The sequence below is a fragment of the Comamonas koreensis genome (assembly GCF_014076495.1).
GTDB classification, from domain to species: Bacteria; Pseudomonadota; Gammaproteobacteria; order Burkholderiales; family Burkholderiaceae_C; genus Comamonas; species Comamonas squillarum.
This window is the reverse complement of record NZ_CP043575.1, coordinates 4,130,886-4,148,877: the sequence shown is the minus strand read 5'-3', so window position 1 is coordinate 4,148,877 and position 17,992 is coordinate 4,130,886. Positions and strand designations below refer to the sequence as shown.

General features: G+C 62.5%; 19 protein-coding genes. 8 read left to right on the top strand and 11 right to left on the bottom strand.

Annotated elements, in window-relative coordinates:
• Together F0Q04_RS18905 and F0Q04_RS18900 are read right to left on the bottom strand one after the other, a co-directional pair.
• Window positions 1–807 (bottom strand): carboxymuconolactone decarboxylase family protein, encoded by an 807-nt coding sequence (locus F0Q04_RS18905; protein ID WP_182342916.1) that lies wholly within the window; start codon window positions 805–807, stop codon window positions 1–3.
• The gene (locus F0Q04_RS18900) at window positions 785–1,252 is read right to left on the bottom strand and encodes a cupin domain-containing protein (protein ID WP_116925872.1); all 468 of its coding nucleotides are present in this window, start codon (window positions 1,250–1,252) and stop codon (window positions 785–787) included. Before F0Q04_RS18900 ends, F0Q04_RS18905 begins: the two co-directional genes overlap by 23 nt.
• 352 nt (window positions 1,253–1,604) lie before the next feature.
• Here F0Q04_RS18900 and F0Q04_RS18895 point away from each other — a divergent pair, with 352 nt between their 5' ends.
• Window positions 1,605–2,228 carry an HAD family hydrolase gene (locus F0Q04_RS18895; protein ID WP_182342914.1) on the top strand — a complete coding sequence of 208 codons (624 nt, stop codon included), beginning with the start codon at window positions 1,605–1,607 and terminating at the stop codon, window positions 2,226–2,228.
• 131 nt (window positions 2,229–2,359) lie between these two features.
• On the opposite strand, the gene F0Q04_RS18890 is transcribed toward F0Q04_RS18895, so the two are convergent.
• The 3 genes from F0Q04_RS18890 to leuC are packed head-to-tail and all read right to left on the bottom strand — an operon-like array spanning window position 2,360 to window position 5,329.
• Window positions 2,360–3,238 (bottom strand): alpha/beta fold hydrolase, encoded by an 879-nt coding sequence (locus F0Q04_RS18890; protein ID WP_182342912.1) that lies wholly within the window; start codon window positions 3,236–3,238, stop codon window positions 2,360–2,362.
• Entirely contained in the window at window positions 3,238–3,921 is a 684-nt protein-coding gene (gene leuD / locus F0Q04_RS18885; protein WP_182342910.1) for a 3-isopropylmalate dehydratase small subunit, read from the bottom strand. Before leuD ends, F0Q04_RS18890 begins: the two co-directional genes overlap by 1 nt.
• Complete coding sequence (leuC, locus tag F0Q04_RS18880) at window positions 3,914–5,329, bottom strand: 3-isopropylmalate dehydratase large subunit (RefSeq protein ID WP_182342908.1); 1,416 nt, start codon at window positions 5,327–5,329, stop codon at window positions 3,914–3,916. Before leuC ends, leuD begins: the two co-directional genes overlap by 8 nt.
• 97 nt (window positions 5,330–5,426) lie before the next feature.
• On the opposite strand from leuC, the gene F0Q04_RS18875 reads away from it, so the two are divergent.
• The gene (locus F0Q04_RS18875) at window positions 5,427–6,347 is read left to right on the top strand and encodes a LysR family transcriptional regulator (RefSeq protein WP_116925877.1); all 921 of its coding nucleotides are present in this window, start codon (window positions 5,427–5,429) and stop codon (window positions 6,345–6,347) included.
• An 86-nt stretch (window positions 6,348–6,433) separates the two neighbouring features.
• Here the strand turns inward: F0Q04_RS18875 and F0Q04_RS18870 are convergent, their stop codons facing one another.
• The 4 genes from F0Q04_RS18870 to F0Q04_RS18855 all read right to left on the bottom strand — a co-directional run bounded on the left by F0Q04_RS18870 (window position 6,434) and on the right by F0Q04_RS18855 (window position 11,301).
• Window positions 6,434–7,225 (bottom strand): DUF4198 domain-containing protein, encoded by a 792-nt coding sequence (locus tag F0Q04_RS18870; protein WP_182342906.1) that lies wholly within the window; start codon window positions 7,223–7,225, stop codon window positions 6,434–6,436.
• 3 nt (window positions 7,226–7,228) lie between these two features.
• On the bottom strand, window positions 7,229–7,753 hold the full coding sequence (locus F0Q04_RS18865) for an EF-hand domain-containing protein (protein WP_232539403.1): 525 nt from the start codon (window positions 7,751–7,753) through the stop codon (window positions 7,229–7,231).
• Window positions 7,754–7,783: 30 nt separating this feature from the next.
• Window positions 7,784–10,156: a TonB-dependent hemoglobin/transferrin/lactoferrin family receptor gene (locus F0Q04_RS18860; protein WP_182342903.1), complete on the bottom strand. Its 2,373-nt coding sequence runs from the start codon at window positions 10,154–10,156 to the stop codon at window positions 7,784–7,786.
• 185 nt (window positions 10,157–10,341) lie between these two features.
• Window positions 10,342–11,301 (bottom strand): LysR family transcriptional regulator, encoded by a 960-nt coding sequence (locus F0Q04_RS18855; RefSeq protein ID WP_116925881.1) that lies wholly within the window; start codon window positions 11,299–11,301, stop codon window positions 10,342–10,344.
• 199 nt (window positions 11,302–11,500) lie between these two features.
• Between F0Q04_RS18855 and F0Q04_RS18850 the strand changes: the two genes are divergently transcribed.
• The gene (locus F0Q04_RS18850; RefSeq protein WP_116925882.1) at window positions 11,501–11,899 is read left to right on the top strand and encodes a hypothetical protein; all 399 of its coding nucleotides are present in this window, start codon (window positions 11,501–11,503) and stop codon (window positions 11,897–11,899) included.
• 92 nt (window positions 11,900–11,991) lie between these two features.
• Complete coding sequence (locus tag F0Q04_RS18845) at window positions 11,992–13,074, top strand: linear amide C-N hydrolase (RefSeq protein WP_182342901.1); 1,083 nt, start codon at window positions 11,992–11,994, stop codon at window positions 13,072–13,074.
• A gap of 51 nt (window positions 13,075–13,125) precedes the next feature.
• Here F0Q04_RS18845 and F0Q04_RS18840 read toward each other — a convergent pair whose 3' ends face one another.
• Window positions 13,126–14,115: a LysR family transcriptional regulator gene (locus F0Q04_RS18840; RefSeq protein ID WP_232539402.1), complete on the bottom strand. Its 990-nt coding sequence runs from the start codon at window positions 14,113–14,115 to the stop codon at window positions 13,126–13,128.
• A gap of 42 nt (window positions 14,116–14,157) precedes the next feature.
• Between F0Q04_RS18840 and F0Q04_RS18835 the strand changes: the two genes are divergently transcribed.
• The 4 genes from F0Q04_RS18835 to F0Q04_RS18820 all read left to right on the top strand — a co-directional run bounded on the left by F0Q04_RS18835 (window position 14,158) and on the right by F0Q04_RS18820 (window position 17,441).
• On the top strand, window positions 14,158–15,030 hold the full coding sequence (locus F0Q04_RS18835) for a zinc-binding dehydrogenase (protein ID WP_182342900.1): 873 nt from the start codon (window positions 14,158–14,160) through the stop codon (window positions 15,028–15,030).
• Between the two features lie 81 nt (window positions 15,031–15,111).
• The gene (locus F0Q04_RS18830; RefSeq protein WP_182341089.1) at window positions 15,112–16,059 is read left to right on the top strand and encodes an IS481 family transposase; all 948 of its coding nucleotides are present in this window, start codon (window positions 15,112–15,114) and stop codon (window positions 16,057–16,059) included.
• Complete coding sequence (locus tag F0Q04_RS24270; protein ID WP_182345801.1) at window positions 15,954–16,217, top strand: zinc-binding dehydrogenase; 264 nt, start codon at window positions 15,954–15,956, stop codon at window positions 16,215–16,217. The genes F0Q04_RS18830 and F0Q04_RS24270 overlap by 106 nt, the downstream gene beginning before the upstream one ends.
• Before the next feature lie 15 nt (window positions 16,218–16,232).
• Entirely contained in the window at window positions 16,233–17,441 is a 1,209-nt protein-coding gene (locus tag F0Q04_RS18820) for an MFS transporter (protein ID WP_198424333.1), read from the top strand.
• Between the two features lie 13 nt (window positions 17,442–17,454).
• Here F0Q04_RS18820 and F0Q04_RS18815 read toward each other — a convergent pair whose 3' ends face one another.
• Window positions 17,455–17,820 (bottom strand): VOC family protein, encoded by a 366-nt coding sequence (locus tag F0Q04_RS18815; protein WP_182342898.1) that lies wholly within the window; start codon window positions 17,818–17,820, stop codon window positions 17,455–17,457.
• Window positions 17,821–17,992 lie beyond the last annotated feature (172 nt).

The following is a 17,992-nucleotide window of genomic DNA, read 5'->3' as shown; positions in this document are numbered from 1 at the left end:
TTAACGCGTCTGGCCAGCCAACGCCGCCAAGGTGTTGGCCAGTGCCGTGCGGGCGCGCTGGCCATGGGCGCCGCCCACGCGGCTGTCCAGCAGCTGCACCGCCTGCTGCAGCTGGGCGGCGCTCAGCCCGGCGTTCAGGCTGATGCGCATATGCGATTGCAGCTGTGATTCAGCTCCCGGCAGTGCCGACAGCATGCCGACGGTGGCCAGCTCGCGGCTGTGCCAGTCGAGGTTGTCGCGCTCAAAGATGGCGCCAAACAGGTGCGACTGCAGGTACTCACCCATCGCAGGCGCAAAGTCAAACAAGGGCCCTTGCACGGGCGCACCCGCCAACTGGGTCTGGTTGGCGCGGCCGGCAGCGCGCAGCGCATCGCCTTGCGCAATGGCGCGGCTGGGTGGGCAGCCGGGTGCATCGACAATGCCGCTTTTTTCGCGCTGCTGCAGCAGCTGCATGAACGCGCTCAGCGCATTGAGGCTGCGCGGAAAGCCGGCATAGGCATAGAGCTGCACCAGCACTTCGCGGATATCGCTGATAGTCAGGCCGGCTTCCAACCCCGCCTGCAGGCTGGAGGTCAGCCGCTCCATGTCGCCTGCGGCCGCAAACGCTGCGATAGGCAAGATGGCCTGCTGCTGGGCGCTTAGCACCTGCGAGGGCGATGGGCTTTGGCCGTTGGCAGCGCAGGCCTGTGCGCTCGCGGCCGCCGGGCGGGTGGCCGTGCTCTGTGCTGATGAGTCACCGGCCATCACCACCAACCCGGTGGCGCACAGCTGCTGCTGCAGGTGTTTAGCGGGGGTTGTATTGCGCATCGCTGACAAGCTCCTTCCAGTCGGCGTTCTTGCCGTTCTTGAGATAGGTCACCGCCATATGGCGCATGCCGGTGGTGGTGGCGGCCCCATGCCAGTGGCGCACATCGGCATCGATCCAGACGACATCACCGGCCTGGATGTTTTGCCGGGGCTGGCCGTCCTGCTGTATCCAGCCTTTTCCATCGGTCACCACCAGCAGCTGCCCGACAGGGTGGGTGTGCCAGGCCGTGCGGGCCCCCGGCGCAAAGTCGACCATGCCCACGCTGCCATGCTGCGCGCTGTCGCCCGCGGCCTTGATGTCAACGGCCACATGGCCGCTGAAGTTCTGCGCCGCGCCGATCATCGTGGCCGGTGTGCCGGCGGGGCTGATGTGGATGCCCTGGGCTTGGGCGATGCTGCTGCTGATCAGCATGGAGGCGCCTGCTGCGATCAGGTGTTTGCTCATGCGGCCTCCTGTGGCGCACAGTGCTGGCGGATGTCAGGGATTCGGGTGGGCACGTGCGTGCCTGTGTTGCTGTCAGTGTGCATAGTCAACTCCAGGGAAGGGCCGCTGGCGCGGCTGGGTGGTCCATGGCTTGCATGCTAGAGGTGGAACGACTTTTGATTGAGCCCTTTGGGGCGCATGCCGCCATGAGCGGGGCTCATGAATGGGGCCTCTACGAGGGTGAGTTGTGATCAAGCCCAGTCATCTGTTGAGCTGCAAAGCGTTGAGCAGCAGCTAGCAAGCCCTACGCAAGCGGCAACAACATCCATCGTTTGGTGTAAGGTGCAGCGGTTCTACTACTTTGAGCGATTGCATGAACGGACCGCTGATAGATACCGTCATTTTTGACCTCGGCAATGTGCTGATCCAATGGGACCCGAGACACTTGTACCGAAAGATTTTTGGCCTGGACGTTGCAGGTATGGAAGCGTTCTTGGCAGAAGTGTGCAGTCCTGATTGGAACGAACGTCAGGACCAAGGCAGGCCATGGAGTGATGCCATTGCAGAAGCTATTGAAAGGCATCCGTCCCAGGAGGCGAACATTCGTGCCTACTACGATCGATGGGAGGAAATGATGCCTGGTGCGAACAACGATGTGGTGGACATTTTGAGGGAGCTCGGGCAACGGCATCTGCGCTTGCTGGCACTGACCAACTGGTCTACCGAGACCTTTCCTATCGCGCAAGCGCGGTTTGACTTTCTCAACTGGTTCGAGGGCATCGTTGTCTCGGGTCACGAGCGACTTGTAAAGCCTCAAGCCGAGATTTTTGAGCTCACCATCCAACGATTCGGTTTGAGCCCCAGATCCACCCTCTTCATTGATGACAGCCTGCGTAATGTGGAAGCGGCCAGGCGTGTGGGGCTCAATGCCATCCACTTTGTGGGAATTGATGATCTGCGTGCTCGGCTCAGAGAGGCTGGGCTGGATCTTTCTTAAACGTCTGCCACGCGACGCTTGTTGGTGAGGCTATTGGTTGCACCGCTGCCTGAAACAACGTTCTCGCCAAACCCAAGAAAGCCCGCTGATACCCGCAGCGGGCCTCGCAACGACCACCGCCATCCTGCCCATCAGATAGCAAAGAATTCCCGCATCTCCTCCAGCAACTGTGCTGGCTGCTCTTCAGCAATGTAGTGGCCGCAGTCGAGCGCTTTGCCGCTGACTTCAGTGGCGGCTTCGCGCCACAGGTCCAACACCGGAAAGCAGCGCCCCACGGCGCCTTCCGCACCCCATAGCACGCGCAGCGGGGCCGTCACTTGGTGGCAGTTGGCACGGTCTGCCCGATCGTGCTCCAGGTCGATGCCGGCGGATGCGCGGTAGTCCTCGCAGATGGCGGTGGCGGTGCCTGGGATGGCGATGCAGCGCAGGTACTCTTGCAGCGCCTCGGGCGCGAAGGCAGCCAGGCCGGCGTGGCGGCGCCCCATGACATCGCGGATATAGGCGGCGGGGTCGGCGTCAATCAGCCGCTCTGGCAGCGGTGCTGGCTGGATGAGGAAGAACCAGTGCCAGTAGGCCTTGGCGAAGGCTTCTGTGGTTTGCTCGTACATGGCCAGGGTCGGTGAAATATCGAGCAGCATGGCGCGCGTCACCCGGCCCGGGTGGTCCAGCAGCAGCCGGTGGGCCACGCGGGCGCCCCGGTCATGGGCGGCAAGGCGAAACTGCGCAAAGCCCAGGCGGGTCATCATATCGGCCATGTCCTGGGCCATCGTGCGCTTGCTGTACGCCGCATTGTGCGGGCTGGCCCCGGGGCGGGCTGAGTCGCCATAGCCGCGCAGGTCGGCGCAGACGACGGTGAATGTTTCGGCCAGCGCCGGCGCCACGCGGTGCCACATCACATGGCTCTGCGGATGGCCATGCAGCAGCAACAGGGCTGGGCCGGTGCCTGCTACGCGGCAACGAATCACGGTGCCGTTGACGGGCACATCGCGGGTGTCAAAACGCTCGAACATCAGGCTTTTCCTCCAAGGCTGGCCGGTGGCTGTGCGCGTGGCGTAGCGCCCAGTTGCTGGCGGGTGCGTAGGGCCACATCTTGGAGCCAAGGATAGGCCGCCCAGTGGCGTTGCGCAAAATGCGTGATCTCCGCCTGGTACATCAGCGACATGCCGATGAGGTCTCTGCGTTCGAGCTGCATGCGGTGGTGGCGCTCCGACAGGCTAAAACGCGCGTCCACGCTCGGGCTCTTGACCCGGAGGGTCTGCAGGTCGATATGGACCTGTGAGGTCTCCAGGCTGCCTGCATCGGCCATGAGCTGGGCGATGTCTGCCTCAGGCAGCATGACCAGCAGCAGCTGGTTGTTCATCGCATTGGAGTAGAAGATTTCTCCGAAGCTGGGCGCGATGATGGCCTGGATGCCGTACTGCTGCAGCCCCCAGACGGCGTGCTCTCGGCTGGAGCCGCAGCCAAAATTGGCGCCAGCCACCAGCACCTCGACATCGGCGCGCTCGTGCTGGTTCAGCACAAAGCCTGGGCGCCGGTGGCCTGCGGCATCAAAGCGCAGGTCGTACAGCAGGCCCTTGTCCAGCCCGGCCTTGTCGATGCCGTGCAGAAACTGCTTGGGCATGATCTGGTCGGTGTCCAGGTTCTCGATGGCCAAGGCGGCCATCTTGCCGCTCAGGATATGTTGCTCACGCATGGCGGGTCTCCAGGCGGCGAACGTCAGTAATGGTGCCGGTGATGGCAGCGGCGGCTGCCATCGCAGGGCTCATCAGGTGGGTGATGGCACCGCGTCCCTGGCGCCCCTCGAAATTGCGGTTGGTGGTGGAGGCACAGCGCACACCGTCTGCCAGGATGTCCCCGTTCATCGCCAGGCACATGGAGCAGCCCGGCTCCCGCCATTCAAAGCCAGCCTCCAGCAACAGGCTGGCAATGCCTTCTGCTTCTGCCAGCCGCTTGACCGCGCCGGAGCCCGGCACCACCATGGCGCGGACCCCTTGGGCGACCTGGCGCCCACGCACCACCTCGGCCACGGCCCGCAGGTCTTCAATGCGGGCATTGGTGCAGGAGCCGATAAAGACATGCTGGATGGCGATGCCCTCCAGCGGTGTGCCTGCGGCGAGCCCGGTGTAGCGCAGCGCCTGCTCGGTACTGCGGCGCATTGGCCCAGGGGGCTGCATCGCCGGGTCGGGCACCGCGCCACCAATGGGCGCGACCTGGTCCGGGCTGGTGCCCCAGGTCACATGCGGGGGTACATCGCTGGCGTCAAAACGGTGCTCCACATCGAACGCCGCGCCTTCATCGCTGCGCAAGCTGGCCCAGTGCTGCAGGGCGGCCTGCCGGAGGGGGCCGTTCAGGTCTGCGGAGCGCGCAAGCACATAGTCTGCGGCCTTCTGGTCGGGCGCAATCAAGGCGCCACGGGCGCCTGCCTCGACGGCCATGTTGCACACGGTAAAGCGGGCTTCGATCGACATGGCGTCAAATGCCGTGCCGCAGAACTCGATGACATGGCCTCGGGCACCCTGGGCGCCGATATGGCCGATGACCATCAGGATCAGGTCCTTGGCGCTGGTGCCCAGCGGCAGCACGCCATCGACCTGGATGCGCATGTCCTTGGCGAGCCGGTACACCAAGGTCTGCGTGGCCAGCACATGCTCGACCTCCGAGGTGCCGATGCCAAAGCCCAGCGCGCCCAGCGCACCGTAGGTGGTCGTGTGCGAATCGCCGCAAATGACCACCATCCCCGGCCGGACCATGCCGTGCTCAGGCGCCACCACATGCTCGATGCCTTGCAGCGCATCCTGGGTGTCGAACAAGGGGATGCCGTGCTGCTCACAGTTCTTGCGCAGTTTGCTGGCCTGCAGCGCGGGTGCGGCATCGCGGATGACCCGGATGGCGCCCGGCTCGGTCGGAATCACGTGGCTGACGACGGCCATGTTCTGGCCGGGCATCAGCACATTGCGCCCTTGCGCGTCCAGGCCAGCAAAGGCCTGGGGGCTGGTGTACTCGTTCATCAAGTGCAGGTCGCAGAACAGCAAGACGTTGTGCGCGTCGAGCTGGGCGACGGTATGGGTGTCGACCAGCTTGCGGTAAAGAGTGCGGTGCATGGGGGTGATCTATTTCGTTAGTTAACTCTAGTCTCACAGGTGAAGTGGAAATATACAATGCGCGGCAGAGAAAGACTTTCGGTCGTTGGAGTTACGAATGGATGGATTTTCTGACATCGCCTTTTTTGCGCTGCTCAGCAAAGAGGGCAGCATGCGCAGCGCGGCCCAGCAGCTGGGTGTCACAGGTCCCGCCGTCAGCAAGCGCCTTGCAGCGCTCGAAGCCCGGCTGGGCGCCCGGCTGATGCAAAGAACCACCCGCCGCATGAGCCTGACGCCTGAGGGTGAGCGCTACCTTGTCGAAGGTGCGCGTCTGCTCTCCGAGTTGGGTTCGCTGGAGCGCGCCATTGGTGGGGCAGCCGCTGTGCCGCAGGGCCTGTTGCGGGTCAACGCCACCTTCGGCTTTGGCCGGCGGCATATTGCGCCGGCGCTGGGGGCCTTTGCACGCCGCTTTCCGCAGGTCGAGGTGCAGCTGCAGCTGAGCGACCGGCCTGCCGACCTCCTGGAGGACCGTTTCGACTTGGTCATCCGCATGGGCGATATGCCGGATTCCCGCTGGACGGCCAGGGTGCTGGCACGCAACCGCCGTGTGCTCTGTGCCTCACCGCGCTATCTGCAAGCAATGGGCGCGCCATTGTCACCGCAGGAGCTGACGCGCCATGCCTGCCTCTTTATCCGCGAGGGCGACGAGGCGTTTGGCACCTGGCATCTGCGCAATGGCGCGCAGACAGAAACCGTGAAGGTGAGGGGGCCGCTGAGTGCCAACGATGGAGAGTCGGCCACGGCCTGGGCGATGGCCGGGCACGGCATCTTGATGCGCTCGGAGTGGGAGGTCGGCCCGCTCGTGCGCGCGGGCCAGCTCCAGCAGGTGTTGCCGCAGTGGCGGCTGCCACCGGCCGATATCTATCTGCAGTTCCAGGGTGGCGCCCATCTGCCGGCCAAGACAAAAGCGCTGGTGGACCATCTGGTCGAGGTGTTTGCGCCCCAGCGCCCGCCGGGGAGGGCGGATGCCAGCTGGTGATGGGCGATGCAAGGCGGGCCGTGGGCCAGCGGGGAGCTTGCCCGGGATGGAGCAAGCCCTGCGACTTCCACAGCCCTGAACCAAGACTACTGCGCCAGCACCCGGAAGGTCAGCGTGTAGTTGTAGCCATAGGTCGGCGCGGCAGCGCCTTCAGGGGCAGGGGCACGGTGGCGCACCAGGGCCATGTAGATGCCTGGCTTGCTCGGGGTCCAGCTGATGTCGCCTTGCGCGTCGGTGCTGAGCTCATCTACGCTGTTCTGGCCTTGCAGGTCCATCGGTGAGCGGTAGATGCTGACCTTCTGGTCTGCCAGCGGCTTGCCATCAAAGTGCACCGCAAAGTTGAATTTCTCTGCGGCGAACACGTCGCTGGGGTGCGTGCTGGGCACGATCTCCAGCCCTTTGCCGTGGGGCTTGATGGGGGTGGGCGCACCGGCGGTGACGTAGGCCTCGGAAACCGACAGTGACTGGTAGTGCACCTTCATTACGCCACCTTCGGGCATGACGGCCTTGGGGTCGCGCACGACGATGGTTTTGCCATTCACTTCCCAACTGCGAAAGATCGCACCCAGGCGCGGGCCGGTAGAGAGGCGGTAGCTGCCTTTTTCGTCGGGCAGTTGTTGCTCCGCCACTGTGCGGGACTTGAACTGGTGCACCTCGCCAAAGGGCAACGTGGTGCCCGAGGGCGTGGTGATACTGAACGGCGTGGGGCCAAATTGGACCTCGGACAGGAACAGTTTTTCTGCAAAGCCCGCATCCACACTGAGGGTGGACTTGGGCTGCACATCAAACACGCTGGGCATCAGAAAGGGCATGTGGGCCTGGGCGGCGTTCAGGCTGAACGTCGCGGCAAGCGCAGCAAACAGGTGGCGCGCTTGCATGGCTTACTGGCCTGCCATGTCGGCTGCGTTGACCACGCCGTCGCCATTGCGGTCGGCGTTCTTGAAGGTCTTGTTGGCGATATCGATTTCCTCTTCGATGCTCAGCTTGCCATCCTTGTTGGTATCGAGGATGTGGAAGCGCACATGGGCCTGCTTGATGCTGCCTTCGTACTGCTGATCGGGCTTCTTGCCTGCGGCGGCATATTGGGCCTTGAGGCGGCCTTCAAACTCGGCCACGTATTCGTCCTCGCTCAGCCAGCCATCCTTGTTGGTGTCGGCGGCGACGAAGCGCTGTTTGCGCAGGGTGTCGTATTCGTCCCGGGTGACGACGCCGTCGCGGTTGGCGTCATAGCCGCCCATGAAGGCATTGTGGCCGTGGCCGCCCACGGGCGTGACCGGGCCCTTGGCTTCGGTCTTGGCGGCAGCGGCGGGCGCTGCGGTCTTGCTGTTGTTGCCGTTGTTGCTGGCGCAGGCGCTGAGCAGCGCGGCGGCGGCGACTGCGGTCATGGCGGCGGAAAAGCGGTTCATGCTGGGGTCCTTTCGTGGTGGGAGAAAAGCTTAGAAATTGACGTTCAACGACACGGCGTAGGTGCGTCCCGGGTTGGTCAGCAGCTGGATGTCGCGCTGGTCCTTGGCGACGGAGGGCTGCAGGCTGCGGCTGCTGGCGTAATCCCAGTAGCGCTTGTCCGTCAGGTTGTAGATGCCGACATTGAGGCGGGCGTTCTTGTTGATCTGCCAGTAGCCCGACAGATCGAACAGCGCATAGCCGGGCACGCGGAACTGCGCGATGCTGGAGTCGGCAATGTCGGTGCCGGCATTGGTATAGCTTTCGCGGTTGGTGGCCTGGGCCTGCTTGCCGGCGACAAAGGTGCCGGTCATGTTGACGCCCCAGGCGCGCATGGGCGCGTCATAGCCCACGCCGATGACGGCCTTGCGTGGCTGGACGGTATCCAGCGGCACATCCTTGTCACCCGCGTAGTTGGATTTGGAGGTGCCATGGGCTAGGCCCAGCGCCCAGGTCGAGTACAGGCCCTTGACGGCGGGTGCCCATTGGCCATGGTCCAGGCGGGCGCTCATCTCCAGGCCATAGATCGTTGCCTCGTCGCGGTTCTCGGCCTGGTAGATGGTGCCGATGTGGGCCGGCACATTGCTGAACTTGTCCGGCGCGCTGGCGCGGGTGTAGCGGGTGTAGCCGATGAAGTCCTTGTAGCGCGTGTAGAAGGTCGAGGCATTGAACAGCACGCCGTCGGCGGGCGATCCCTTGACGCCCAGCTCAAAGGCGTTGCTGGTCTCTTGCTTGAGGTTGCTGTTGCCGATCAGCGCGTACTGGGCGGAGCCCGCGTAGTTCTGGTCCATGTTCCAGGAGCCGAACACTTCACCGGCCGTAGGTGCACGGCCACTGCGCTTGTACTGGCCGTAGGCCATGAACTTGGGCGTCAGTTCATAGGTCAGACCCATACTCGGGCTCCAGATGGTGCTGCTGAGGTTGCTGTACAGCTTGGAGGCCGCGTCTTCGGTCAAAGCGCCTTCGGCAAAATCGCCCAGGTGCTTGGGTTCGACCTTGACCCGGTCCACGCGCAGCGCCGGGATCACGCCCAGGCGCTTGCCGCCCACGTCAAAACCGATGTCATCCTGGATGAAGGCGCCCAGGCGCAGGGTGTCGGTGTCGGGCTGTGGCTTCATGTAGCCAGGCACGTTCCAGGGGCGCTCCTGGCTCTGCGTCTGCGCGTTGAAGCCAAAGCTGATGCGGTGGCGGTCGATGCGCTTGTCGCCGGTGGTCGAGAGGCCCCAGGCCTTGGTCTTGTTTTGCGACAGGTTGCGCGTAACGGCGCCGCTCGCCAAGGTGGTGGTGTCGGTCACGTCTTCGGTATCGGTGTTCTGGAAGAACAGGCGCGTGTCCAGCTGATCGACAAAGGCGCTGCTGGGCGTCCACAGGTGCGACAGCTGCAGCGTGTTGCGGCTGGTGTCGCTGTCCTGCATATTGTTTTGTGTGATGGCGCTGTTGTCGCTGCTCCAGCCATAGAACTGGTTCTGGTTGCTGCGTCGGTACAGGTCGGCAGACAGCTCCAGGCGGTTCTCGGCATCGATCTGCAGGCCGCCCTTCATCAGCAGCGCGTTGGAATGCCAGTCTTCCGGCGATGCCTTGATGCCCAGGGCGCTGTTGTTCTGCGTCTCCTTGCCATCGCGGCGCGAGAAGGCGATCAGGCCATCGAGGCTGCCCGATTTGCCCGCTGCAGTGATGCTTTCGTTCCAGGAATGGTCGGCCGAGTCAAAGCCGAGCTTGCCGCCGAAATAGCTGGTGTTGCCATTGCGCAAGAAGTCGCTGGCCGACTTGGTCTTGAAGCTGACGGCGCCGCCAATGCCGCCCGCTGCGCGCCGGGCCGTGGTGGTGCCCGACTGGATGCCGACCGAGGAGAACATCTCGGGGTCGATAAAGTCGCGGCCAATGCCAAAGGTGTTGTTGCCGGCGCGGCTCACATAGGGGCGGGTGCTGGCGTCGGGCATTTCAATGCCATCCACATCCATGCCGATGCGGTTGCCTTCGATACCGCGAATGTTGTAGCCCGTGGTGCCCGAGCGGTCAAAGCTGCTGCGGTTGCGGCTGGTACCCGATGCCGTGCCGGGGGCCGACACCAGGGGCTGGTAGCGCGAGATGTCCGCCATGCTGTTGGCTTTTTCCAGCTCCTCGCCGGAGATCACGGTCACCGTACCGGGGGCCTTTTCGGCCTTGGCCTGCACCGTGACTTGCGGCATCGTCGATTCTGCTTGCGCCAGTTGCACCAGTTGCATTGGCTGATCCGGGGCAGCCTGCTGCGCAAGCGCACCGGCAGACACCAGCGCGGCGACAGCGGCGGCCAGGTAACGGGGTTGGAGAGTGGAAGTGGCGCGCGCAGAGATACGCTGCGCCTGGGAAGAGGTGCGAGAAGCCATAGGGTCCAGCCAGTTAAAGCAAGGGGGAAGAAAAGACTGCTGGCTACTGACCTGGGCTGCATGCGGATGATGCAGGCTGAGGGGTCTGCTGCGGAACCCCTATAAGGGGTGGTGCAGGAGGCCCTGGTGGCATGGTGTTGTTATTGCTGGCGCCTGTAAAACGCCATTCTACATAAAAATGATTATCATTTGCGTTGAATTTCTTGCATGTGCTTAGTTCGTAACACTGCGGGCAGATCGGCTACGTTGGCCACCTCGCTGTGCCGCAATGCATCCACCACCACGCGCATCGCGGGCGACATGCCGCGCCGGTGCGGGTAGTAGAGGTGGTAGCCGCTGAAGGGCTGGCACCAGTCGTCCAGCACCCGCAGCAGCTCGCCTTGCGCGATATGGGGCGCGGCCATGTCTTCGGGCACATAGGTCAGGCCGTAACCGGCCAGTGCGGCGCGCAGCATGGCTCGGCTGCCGTTGAACACCCATTGGCCTTGCACGCGCACCTGCACGGCAGCGCCGTCTTTTTCCAGCTCCCAGGCCATCAGCCCACCATGGGTGGGCAGGCGCATCGTGATGCACTGGTGGGCGGCCAGGTCCTGCGGCGTCTGGGGCGCGGGCATGCGCTGCAGGTAGTCGGGCGTTGCGACAATCGCCATGCGCCAGTCGGGCCCGATGCGCACCGCAATCATGTCCTTGGCGACCTGGTCACCCAGGCGTATGCCCATGTCAAAACGCTGCGCGACGATATCGCCCAGTCCATAGTCGACATTGATCTCGATGGACACATCCGGGTAGCGCTGCATCACCGGCGCGAGCTTGGGCCAGAGCACGGTGTTGGCCGCATGCTCGGCCGTGGTGATGCGGACATGGCCGCGCGGCGTGTCCCGAAAATCGCTGAGCGCGGCGACGCCCGATTCAATCTCGTCAAAGCCCGGGCCGATGCGGGCCAGCAGGTAGGCGCCCGCCTCGGTGGGCGAGACGCTGCGCGTGGTGCGGCTGAGCAGGCGCACGCCCATGCGGGCCTCCAGGCCCCGGATGGTGTGGCTGAGCGCCGACTGCGATACGCCCAGTTGCGCAGCGGCCTTGGTGAAGCTGCCTTCCCGCGCGACCGCGACAAAGGCCAACAAGTCATTGATGTTTTCGCGGGGCATGGCGGGGTCCTGCTGGGGGCTGGGTGGCGTTGCTGAACGTCATCGTCATTTTCATAGGGTGGGTGGATCGGACTATATGGAATATGATCAACACGCTGATAACGCGAGTCCAGATGAAGCGCGCAGGGCCAGCCCGCATGGCAGGCCTGAAGCTTCGCTGCTGATCGCACCGAAAAATTCAATGAGAGGATATGACACCATGAAAAAGCCTGCTGCACGCCAACTGCCCGCCCTGGTGCTGGCCACCGTCCTGGGTAGCCTGGCCTTGGCCGCGTCTGCCGCGCCCCTGTCGTTTCTCAACCAGACCATCACCGCCAGCGTGCCGGCCAAGGATGTGCCCGCGCTGCGCAAGGCTGTGGGCGATGTGCTGAACAATGCCGCTGACAAGAGCACCACGCAGTGGACCAGCAGCCATGGCCCGCGCCACCGCCAGGTGCAAATGGCGCTGACCCCGCTGCAAACCAGCCAGACCCAGAAGGCCGATACCTGCCGCCTGCTGAATGTGGAAGCCAGCCGCCCCAACGGCAAGCTTAAGGAGGAGTGGCAGTTCTGGTTCTGCAAGCAGCCCAATGGAACCTGGAAGGCCAGCGCCCAGTAAATGCAGGAGCCGGGTCGCAGCTGCCTGGTGCGGTAGGCGCGGCCCGCTGCCTTGTCTGACAGCGCCCATCACACCATGGGAGGGAGAGACCAATGACGAACAAGAAGAACCTGCTGCCTGCGCGCAAGCTGGGCACGGCATTGTTGGCGGGCGTGCTGGGCCTCAGCACCATCAGCAGCGCCATCGCCTGCACGCGGGTGGTCTATCTGGGCGCGCATGACCAGGTGATCACCGCCCGCTCGATGGACTGGAAAAACGACATCACCAGCAACCTCTGGGTCTTGCCGCGCGGCATGGAGCGAACCGGCCAGGCAGGGCCCAACTCGCTGCGCTGGACCTCACGCTACGGCAGCCTGGTGACCTCGGGCTACGACGTCTCCACGACTGACGGCGTCAACGAAGCGGGGCTGAGCGCCAACCTGCTGTGGCTGGCTGAGTCGCAGTACCCGGCGTTCGATGACAAGAGCAAACCGGGCCTGACGATTGCCGCCTGGGCCCAGTATGTGCTCGACAACTTTGCGACCGTGGCCGAGGCTGTCCAGGCGCTGGAGCAGCAGCCCTTCACCATCGTCTCGGACAATGTGCCCGGCGAGGACCGGCTCACCACCTTGCACCTGTCCATGTCGGACGCCAGTGGCGACAGCGCCATTGTCGAGTACATCGGCGGCCGCCAGGTCATCCACCACAGCCGCAGCTACCAGGTGATGACCAACTCGCCCACCTTTGACGAGCAGCTGGCGCTCAACAGCTACTGGAAGCAGATTGGCGGCACCGTCATGCTGCCGGGCACCAACCGGGCGGCCGACCGCTTTGCCCGTGCGTCGTTCTATGTGAACGCCGTGCCGCAGGCCCAGGAGCCCAACAAGGCCCTGGCCAGTGTGTTCAGCGTGATCCGCAATGTCTCCGTGCCCTATGGCATCACGACCCCGGACCAGCCCAATATTTCCTCGACGCGCTGGCGCACGGTGTTCGACCACAAACGCAAGCTCTATTTCTTTGAATCGGCCCTGACGCCCAATACCTTTTGGGTGGACCTGAAGGCGCTGAACTTCAGCCGCGCCACCGGCAAGGTGATGAAGCTCGATCTGGGCCCGAACCAGAACCATGCGTTTGCTGGCGATGCCACGGCATCGTTCCAGCCTTCGGAGCCGTTCAAGTTCTTGGGACTGCAGTAAGGCGGTGCTTGACGAGGTCCGCCATCTGGCGGGCCGCGCAGGCTGTTCAGCTCACACCGCCCAACGATGGGGCTCGCCGATAAAGCGCTTTAACTGCTCGGTGAACACGCGCAGTTTGGCACTGGGCTCCACTGGCGCGCGCAGCAGATGGATGTCGGAATGCAAGCAGGTGCTGTCGCTGGGGCCGGCAGTCAATTTCAGCAGATGCCCCGTGGCAATGTCGTTGCCTACTACCCAATCGGGTAACAGCGCAATGCCCACGCCCGCCAGCGCAGCCAAGCGCATGGCTTCAAAATCATCACAACGAAAAACGGCCTGGTCTGGCAAAACGCCATGTCCGAGAAAGTCAGACCAGCCCAGCAAATCTGCGCCATGCAGTTTATCGATGAGCTGGTAGCTTGGTAAATCGTCCAGAGATTTTGGAGCGCCCACTGCGGAGATGTACAAAGGGCTGGCACACAGCGTACGGATTTGCGTGGCGATCTTGGTGGCGACCAGAGAACTGTCCGGAAGTTTGCCTATCCTTATCACCGCATCCAGGCGCTCAGCCACAGGATCTGCAAGCCGCTCTGTCAAATCCAGCTCCACGCGCAATTGAGGGTGGGTTTTGGCCAGCAAGGCCACCACAGGAATCACGTACCGCTTGCCGAAGGTGGGAAAGCAGGCCACGCGCAAAACACCATGGGCTCCACCACTCAGGGCCGCAATTTCCTGTTGCGCATCTGCCAACTCGTCCAGCACGCGCTTGGCTCTGACAAGCAGCGCAGCACCAGCCTCGGTCAAGGTGATGAGCCGGGTAGAGCGCCTGAAAACAGGCGTTCCAAGACGCGCTTCTAGCGTGTCAATGCTGCGCGTGATCGACGAGGGGGCGACCCCCATGCGCCGAGCTGCTGCGGAGAAGCTGCCTTCACGGGTAACGTGGACAAACACTTCCAAAAACTCGGCGATGCGCTCAGCGCCCATATTTGCATTTCCCGCAAAACCGTTAACGAATTCTGGCCAGTTATCAAGCGGGGTCTGGCCCCGTACCATCGAATCCATTGTAGTTGAGCTGATTTCGCTCGAAGAAGGAGTCGCAAGTTGATGAAAGCCGTTGTTCAGAATGTCTTTGGTGGTCCTGAGACGCTCAAGATCGAGGAATTGCCGATTCCAGAGGTACGGCCCCATGACCTGTTGGTGCGAGTCGGTGCTGCTGGCGTCAACCGGGCCGATGCCTTGCAGCGCATGGGCCGCTATGGCCGGGCCAACTTTGGCGACTCCGAGCTGATGGGGCTGGAGGTCGCAGGCGAGGTGGTTGACCTTGGTGCATCCGTTTCGGGTTATCAAATAGGTGATCGGGTGATGGGGATCGTTGGTGGAGGGGCCTACGCCGAATTCGCCCGCATGGACCACAGGATGGCTATGCCAATTCCGCGCGGAATGGACGATGTGCGAGCAGCAGCGATTCCCGAGGTCTTTGTCACTGCCCATGAAGCGCTATTTCACTTGGGCCGTCTCGAAGCGGATCAGTCCGTCCTGGTGCATGCCGCCGCTGGAGGGGTTGGCTCTGCTGCCGTGCAACTCGCCCACCGCGCTGGTGCTCGCATCTTTGCCAGCACTTCCGCTGAGAAGCTGCAGCGCGTGTTGGCCTGGGGTGCAGATCGGGTCATCGACTACCGCGCCGAGAGCTTCCAGCAAGTGATCGACGCCGATACCGATGGCCAAGGCGTCAACCTGGTTGTGGACTTTATTGGTGCGCCGTATCTGGCCGCCAACATCCATTCGCTGGCCGAAGGCGGGCGAATGATCCAGGTGGGCATTCTCGGGGGCGGCAGCGGAGGGGAGTTGCCATTGGACCGTGTTCTCTACCGGCGTCTCTCCATCATGGGGACGGTGATGAAAAGCCGCTCGCTGGAGGAGAAGTGCGCCATGGTGGAACGCTTTTCAGAACGGTGGCTAGCTGTGAAGGTTCAATAGGTTGTATCCGGTGTTCATCCGGGTTGGATTTGAGAGACTGGAAGTCGCCAAACACCCAACCCACTCAGGACAGCCAACCGGATGAACACTCATAAGCATGCCCGACTTACCTTTGCCCGGAGACTGGAGATGGTCAAACAGATGACCTTGCAAGGCCTGGATGCCTCTCAGGCCGGAGCCCTTCAAGGCGTCACCGCACAGACCGCTCGCAAGTGGCTGGGCCGCTACCTCTGGGGCGGCGAAGCAGCCCTGGCCGATGCTTCCTCCAGGCCCATTTGCTCTCCCAAAGCCATCTGCGAGTCCAAGGCCTTACTCATTGTTGAGCTACGCAAACGCCGCATGCTGCAGTCGCGCATTGCCAGCTACGCAGGCGTCTCGGCGTCCACCGTGAGCCGGGTATTGGCCCGTGCGGGCCTGTCTCGACTCAGCGATCTGCAGCCGTCCGAGCCCGTGGTTCGCTATGAGCACGATGCGCCTGGAGACATGCTGCACATCGATACCAAGAAGCTCGGGCGCATCGTTCGGCCCAGCCACCGCGTCACAGGCAATCGGCGCGATTCGGTCGATGGTGCGGGATGGGAGACACTGTTCGTGGCCATTGACGACCACGCACGCATTGCCTTTACCGCTATGCATCCGGACGAGAAAACGCCGCAAGCCGTCGCCTTTCTGCGCAACGCCGTGGCGTACTACGCGGGGCTTGGAGTGAGCATCAAACGCCTGCTGACCGACAACGGTGCGGCATTCCGCTCAAGGGAGTTCGCTGCGGCCTGCAACGCCTTGGGCGTGCAGCACAAGTTCACCAGGCCGTACCGGCCACAGACCAACGGCAAGGCCGAGCGATTCATCCAATCGGCGCTGCGCGAGTGGGCCTATGGTTGGACATACCAGAATTCAGCTGAGCGAACACAAGCCTTACATCGCTGGCAGCATTACTACAACTGGCACAGGCCTCACAGCGGCATTGGTCGAATTACCCCGATGGCCAGGCTCAAATCTGCAAACAACCTCTTGACAGTTCACAGCTAGCGCTGTTCGACGACGGAAGGCTGCATCCCGTTGTTGACAGTGTCTATGCACTTGAAGATACAGAAGCGGCCCATCGCCGATTGGAATCCGGTCAGGCAGTCGGAAAAATAATCCTGTCAACGGCAGCGCTGGGAAATGACCGGCTGGCTCAAGAGTAGAAGAGGGGAGCCATCATGCCAAAAACCATTCTGCAAAAGGTTGACGCATGCATGCATCGTTACCAGCTGCTTGCAATGACCTGGTGCTGTGCATTTGCAGTATCTGCCATCTACTACCACCAGCCGCTGCTGCCACAAATGGCGGGTACTTTTGGCGTTTCACTCGGCAACGGAAGCTGGATAGCCACCATCACGCAACTCGGTTATGCGCTGGGCCTGCTGCTGTTTGTCCCTCTGGCGGATCGGATCGAGCCGCGCACCTTGGCCGCAAGAACCATCAGCGTCAATGCGCTTGCACTGCTGGCCTGCGCTTTTGCCCCCAGCTTTACCTGGTTGCTGATCGGCTGCGCCGTGGTCGGCATGACCGCGATCACCGCGCAAATCATCATACCGACGATGGTGAGCGCGTCTGCGCCGGCAGCGCAGGGAAAGGTGATTGGTTCGCTGTTGGGTGGACTCTCAGCAGGGCTGTTGTTGGCCAGAATGCTGAGCGGCTATGGAGGCGCAGAGTTTGGCTGGCATGCCATTTTTGCAGTCGCTGCGGCGCTCAATGGTGTGATGCTTTTCATGGTGTGGCGCACGCTGCCGGTGTTACATCCCCAAGCATCGGTGTCTTACGCAGGACTGTTGAAATCCATGGTCACCATGCTGCGAGAAGAACCCCTTATCCGTCTGGCATCTGCCTCGGGTTTTTTGATGTTTGCCGCATTCAGTGCCCTCTGGGCCTCATTGGCCAGCATGCTTTCTCAGCCGCCTTACCATTTCAATCCTGCAGCCATTGGTGCGTTTGGATTTGTCGGCTTGGTGGGTTTGTTTGCTTCCAAGAAAATTGGCATGCTGGTGGACAGGTTCGGCGCCGAAAGAACCATTATTTATGGCTGCAGCCTTATCGCATTGGCCTATGTCTTTGTGGCCCTCTGCGGCTTGAGTCTGGTCTGGTTGGTGGTTGGCATGGCGTTGATGGATGTGGGAAATCGAGCCGGATTGGTGGCCAATCAATCCAGAATCTTTGCGACACATCCCGAGGCCAGGAACAGGACCAATACGATTTTCATGGTGTCCTATTTTCTAGGTGGTGCCGCCGGCGCTGCACTGGGTGGCTACAGCGCCCATGTAGATGGATGGCATGGCCTGGCATTCGTCGGTATAGCGCTTACCGCCATTGCTGGGGTGATGAACTGGGTCGCTCAAGCCTCGTATGGTCTCAAGGTCTTGAAGGGTTGAGCTTGCGTAGTGCCTATCCCGCCCGGTATTGGCGGCTTGACACGCTGATCGCGTTGCCGTCCGGATCCTTGGTATTGGCAAAGGCGTAGCCATTGGCCTGGTGCACCGGGCCAAAATCCAGCCCCTTTGCGGCGGCCTTGGCCACAAACTGGTCGACATCGGCCACGCTGTACGAGAGCTTGAGCACCGCAGAGCCAAATTTCAGGCTCTTGGTGGCCTGGTGGACCAGGATCTCCGCGCCGCCATGCAGGGGTTGGAGCGCAATCAGGCCATCGACCACATCGCAGTCGGAGGTGTAACCAAAGTGCCTCACATAGAACTGCGCCGTGCGCTGCATGTCTTTGGCGTAGATGAGAAGGGTGGTGAGCGCGATGGTCATGGCGGGCCATTATGGCAGCGCTGACCGCGCCTGCGACGGCGCGCGCACGGAGGCTGGCGACCCCACTGGCCGTTGGCCAGCACCCCCACGCTCGTTATTTCACAAAACTGTTGCCAAAACGCCACTTATTAATATTGAGTATGATACTGATTCGTATTTGAATAAGTATCAT

Coding starts and splice junctions, on each gene's coding strand:
- F0Q04_RS18905 (WP_182342916.1), bottom strand. CDS start 807: ATGCGCAATACAACCCCCGCTAAACACCTGCAGCAGCAGCTGTGCGCC.
- F0Q04_RS18900 (WP_116925872.1), bottom strand. CDS start 1,252: ATGAGCAAACACCTGATCGCAGCAGGCGCCTCCATGCTGATCAGCAGC.
- F0Q04_RS18895 (WP_182342914.1), top strand. CDS start 1,605: ATGAACGGACCGCTGATAGATACCGTCATTTTTGACCTCGGCAATGTG.
- F0Q04_RS18890 (WP_182342912.1), bottom strand. CDS start 3,238: ATGTTCGAGCGTTTTGACACCCGCGATGTGCCCGTCAACGGCACCGTG.
- leuD (WP_182342910.1), bottom strand. CDS start 3,921: ATGCGTGAGCAACATATCCTGAGCGGCAAGATGGCCGCCTTGGCCATC.
- leuC (WP_182342908.1), bottom strand. CDS start 5,329: ATGCACCGCACTCTTTACCGCAAGCTGGTCGACACCCATACCGTCGCC.
- F0Q04_RS18875 (WP_116925877.1), top strand. CDS start 5,427: ATGGATGGATTTTCTGACATCGCCTTTTTTGCGCTGCTCAGCAAAGAG.
- F0Q04_RS18870 (WP_182342906.1), bottom strand. CDS start 7,225: ATGCAAGCGCGCCACCTGTTTGCTGCGCTTGCCGCGACGTTCAGCCTG.
- F0Q04_RS18865 (WP_232539403.1), bottom strand. CDS start 7,753: ATGAACCGCTTTTCCGCCGCCATGACCGCAGTCGCCGCCGCCGCGCTG.
- F0Q04_RS18860 (WP_182342903.1), bottom strand. CDS start 10,156: ATGGCTTCTCGCACCTCTTCCCAGGCGCAGCGTATCTCTGCGCGCGCC.
- F0Q04_RS18855 (WP_116925881.1), bottom strand. CDS start 11,301: ATGCCCCGCGAAAACATCAATGACTTGTTGGCCTTTGTCGCGGTCGCG.
- F0Q04_RS18850 (WP_116925882.1), top strand. CDS start 11,501: ATGAAAAAGCCTGCTGCACGCCAACTGCCCGCCCTGGTGCTGGCCACC.
- F0Q04_RS18845 (WP_182342901.1), top strand. CDS start 11,992: ATGACGAACAAGAAGAACCTGCTGCCTGCGCGCAAGCTGGGCACGGCA.
- F0Q04_RS18840 (WP_232539402.1), bottom strand. CDS start 14,115: ATGGATTCGATGGTACGGGGCCAGACCCCGCTTGATAACTGGCCAGAA.
- F0Q04_RS18835 (WP_182342900.1), top strand. CDS start 14,158: ATGAAAGCCGTTGTTCAGAATGTCTTTGGTGGTCCTGAGACGCTCAAG.
- F0Q04_RS18830 (WP_182341089.1), top strand. CDS start 15,112: ATGAACACTCATAAGCATGCCCGACTTACCTTTGCCCGGAGACTGGAG.
- F0Q04_RS18820 (WP_198424333.1), top strand. CDS start 16,233: ATGCCAAAAACCATTCTGCAAAAGGTTGACGCATGCATGCATCGTTAC.
- F0Q04_RS18815 (WP_182342898.1), bottom strand. CDS start 17,820: ATGACCATCGCGCTCACCACCCTTCTCATCTACGCCAAAGACATGCAG.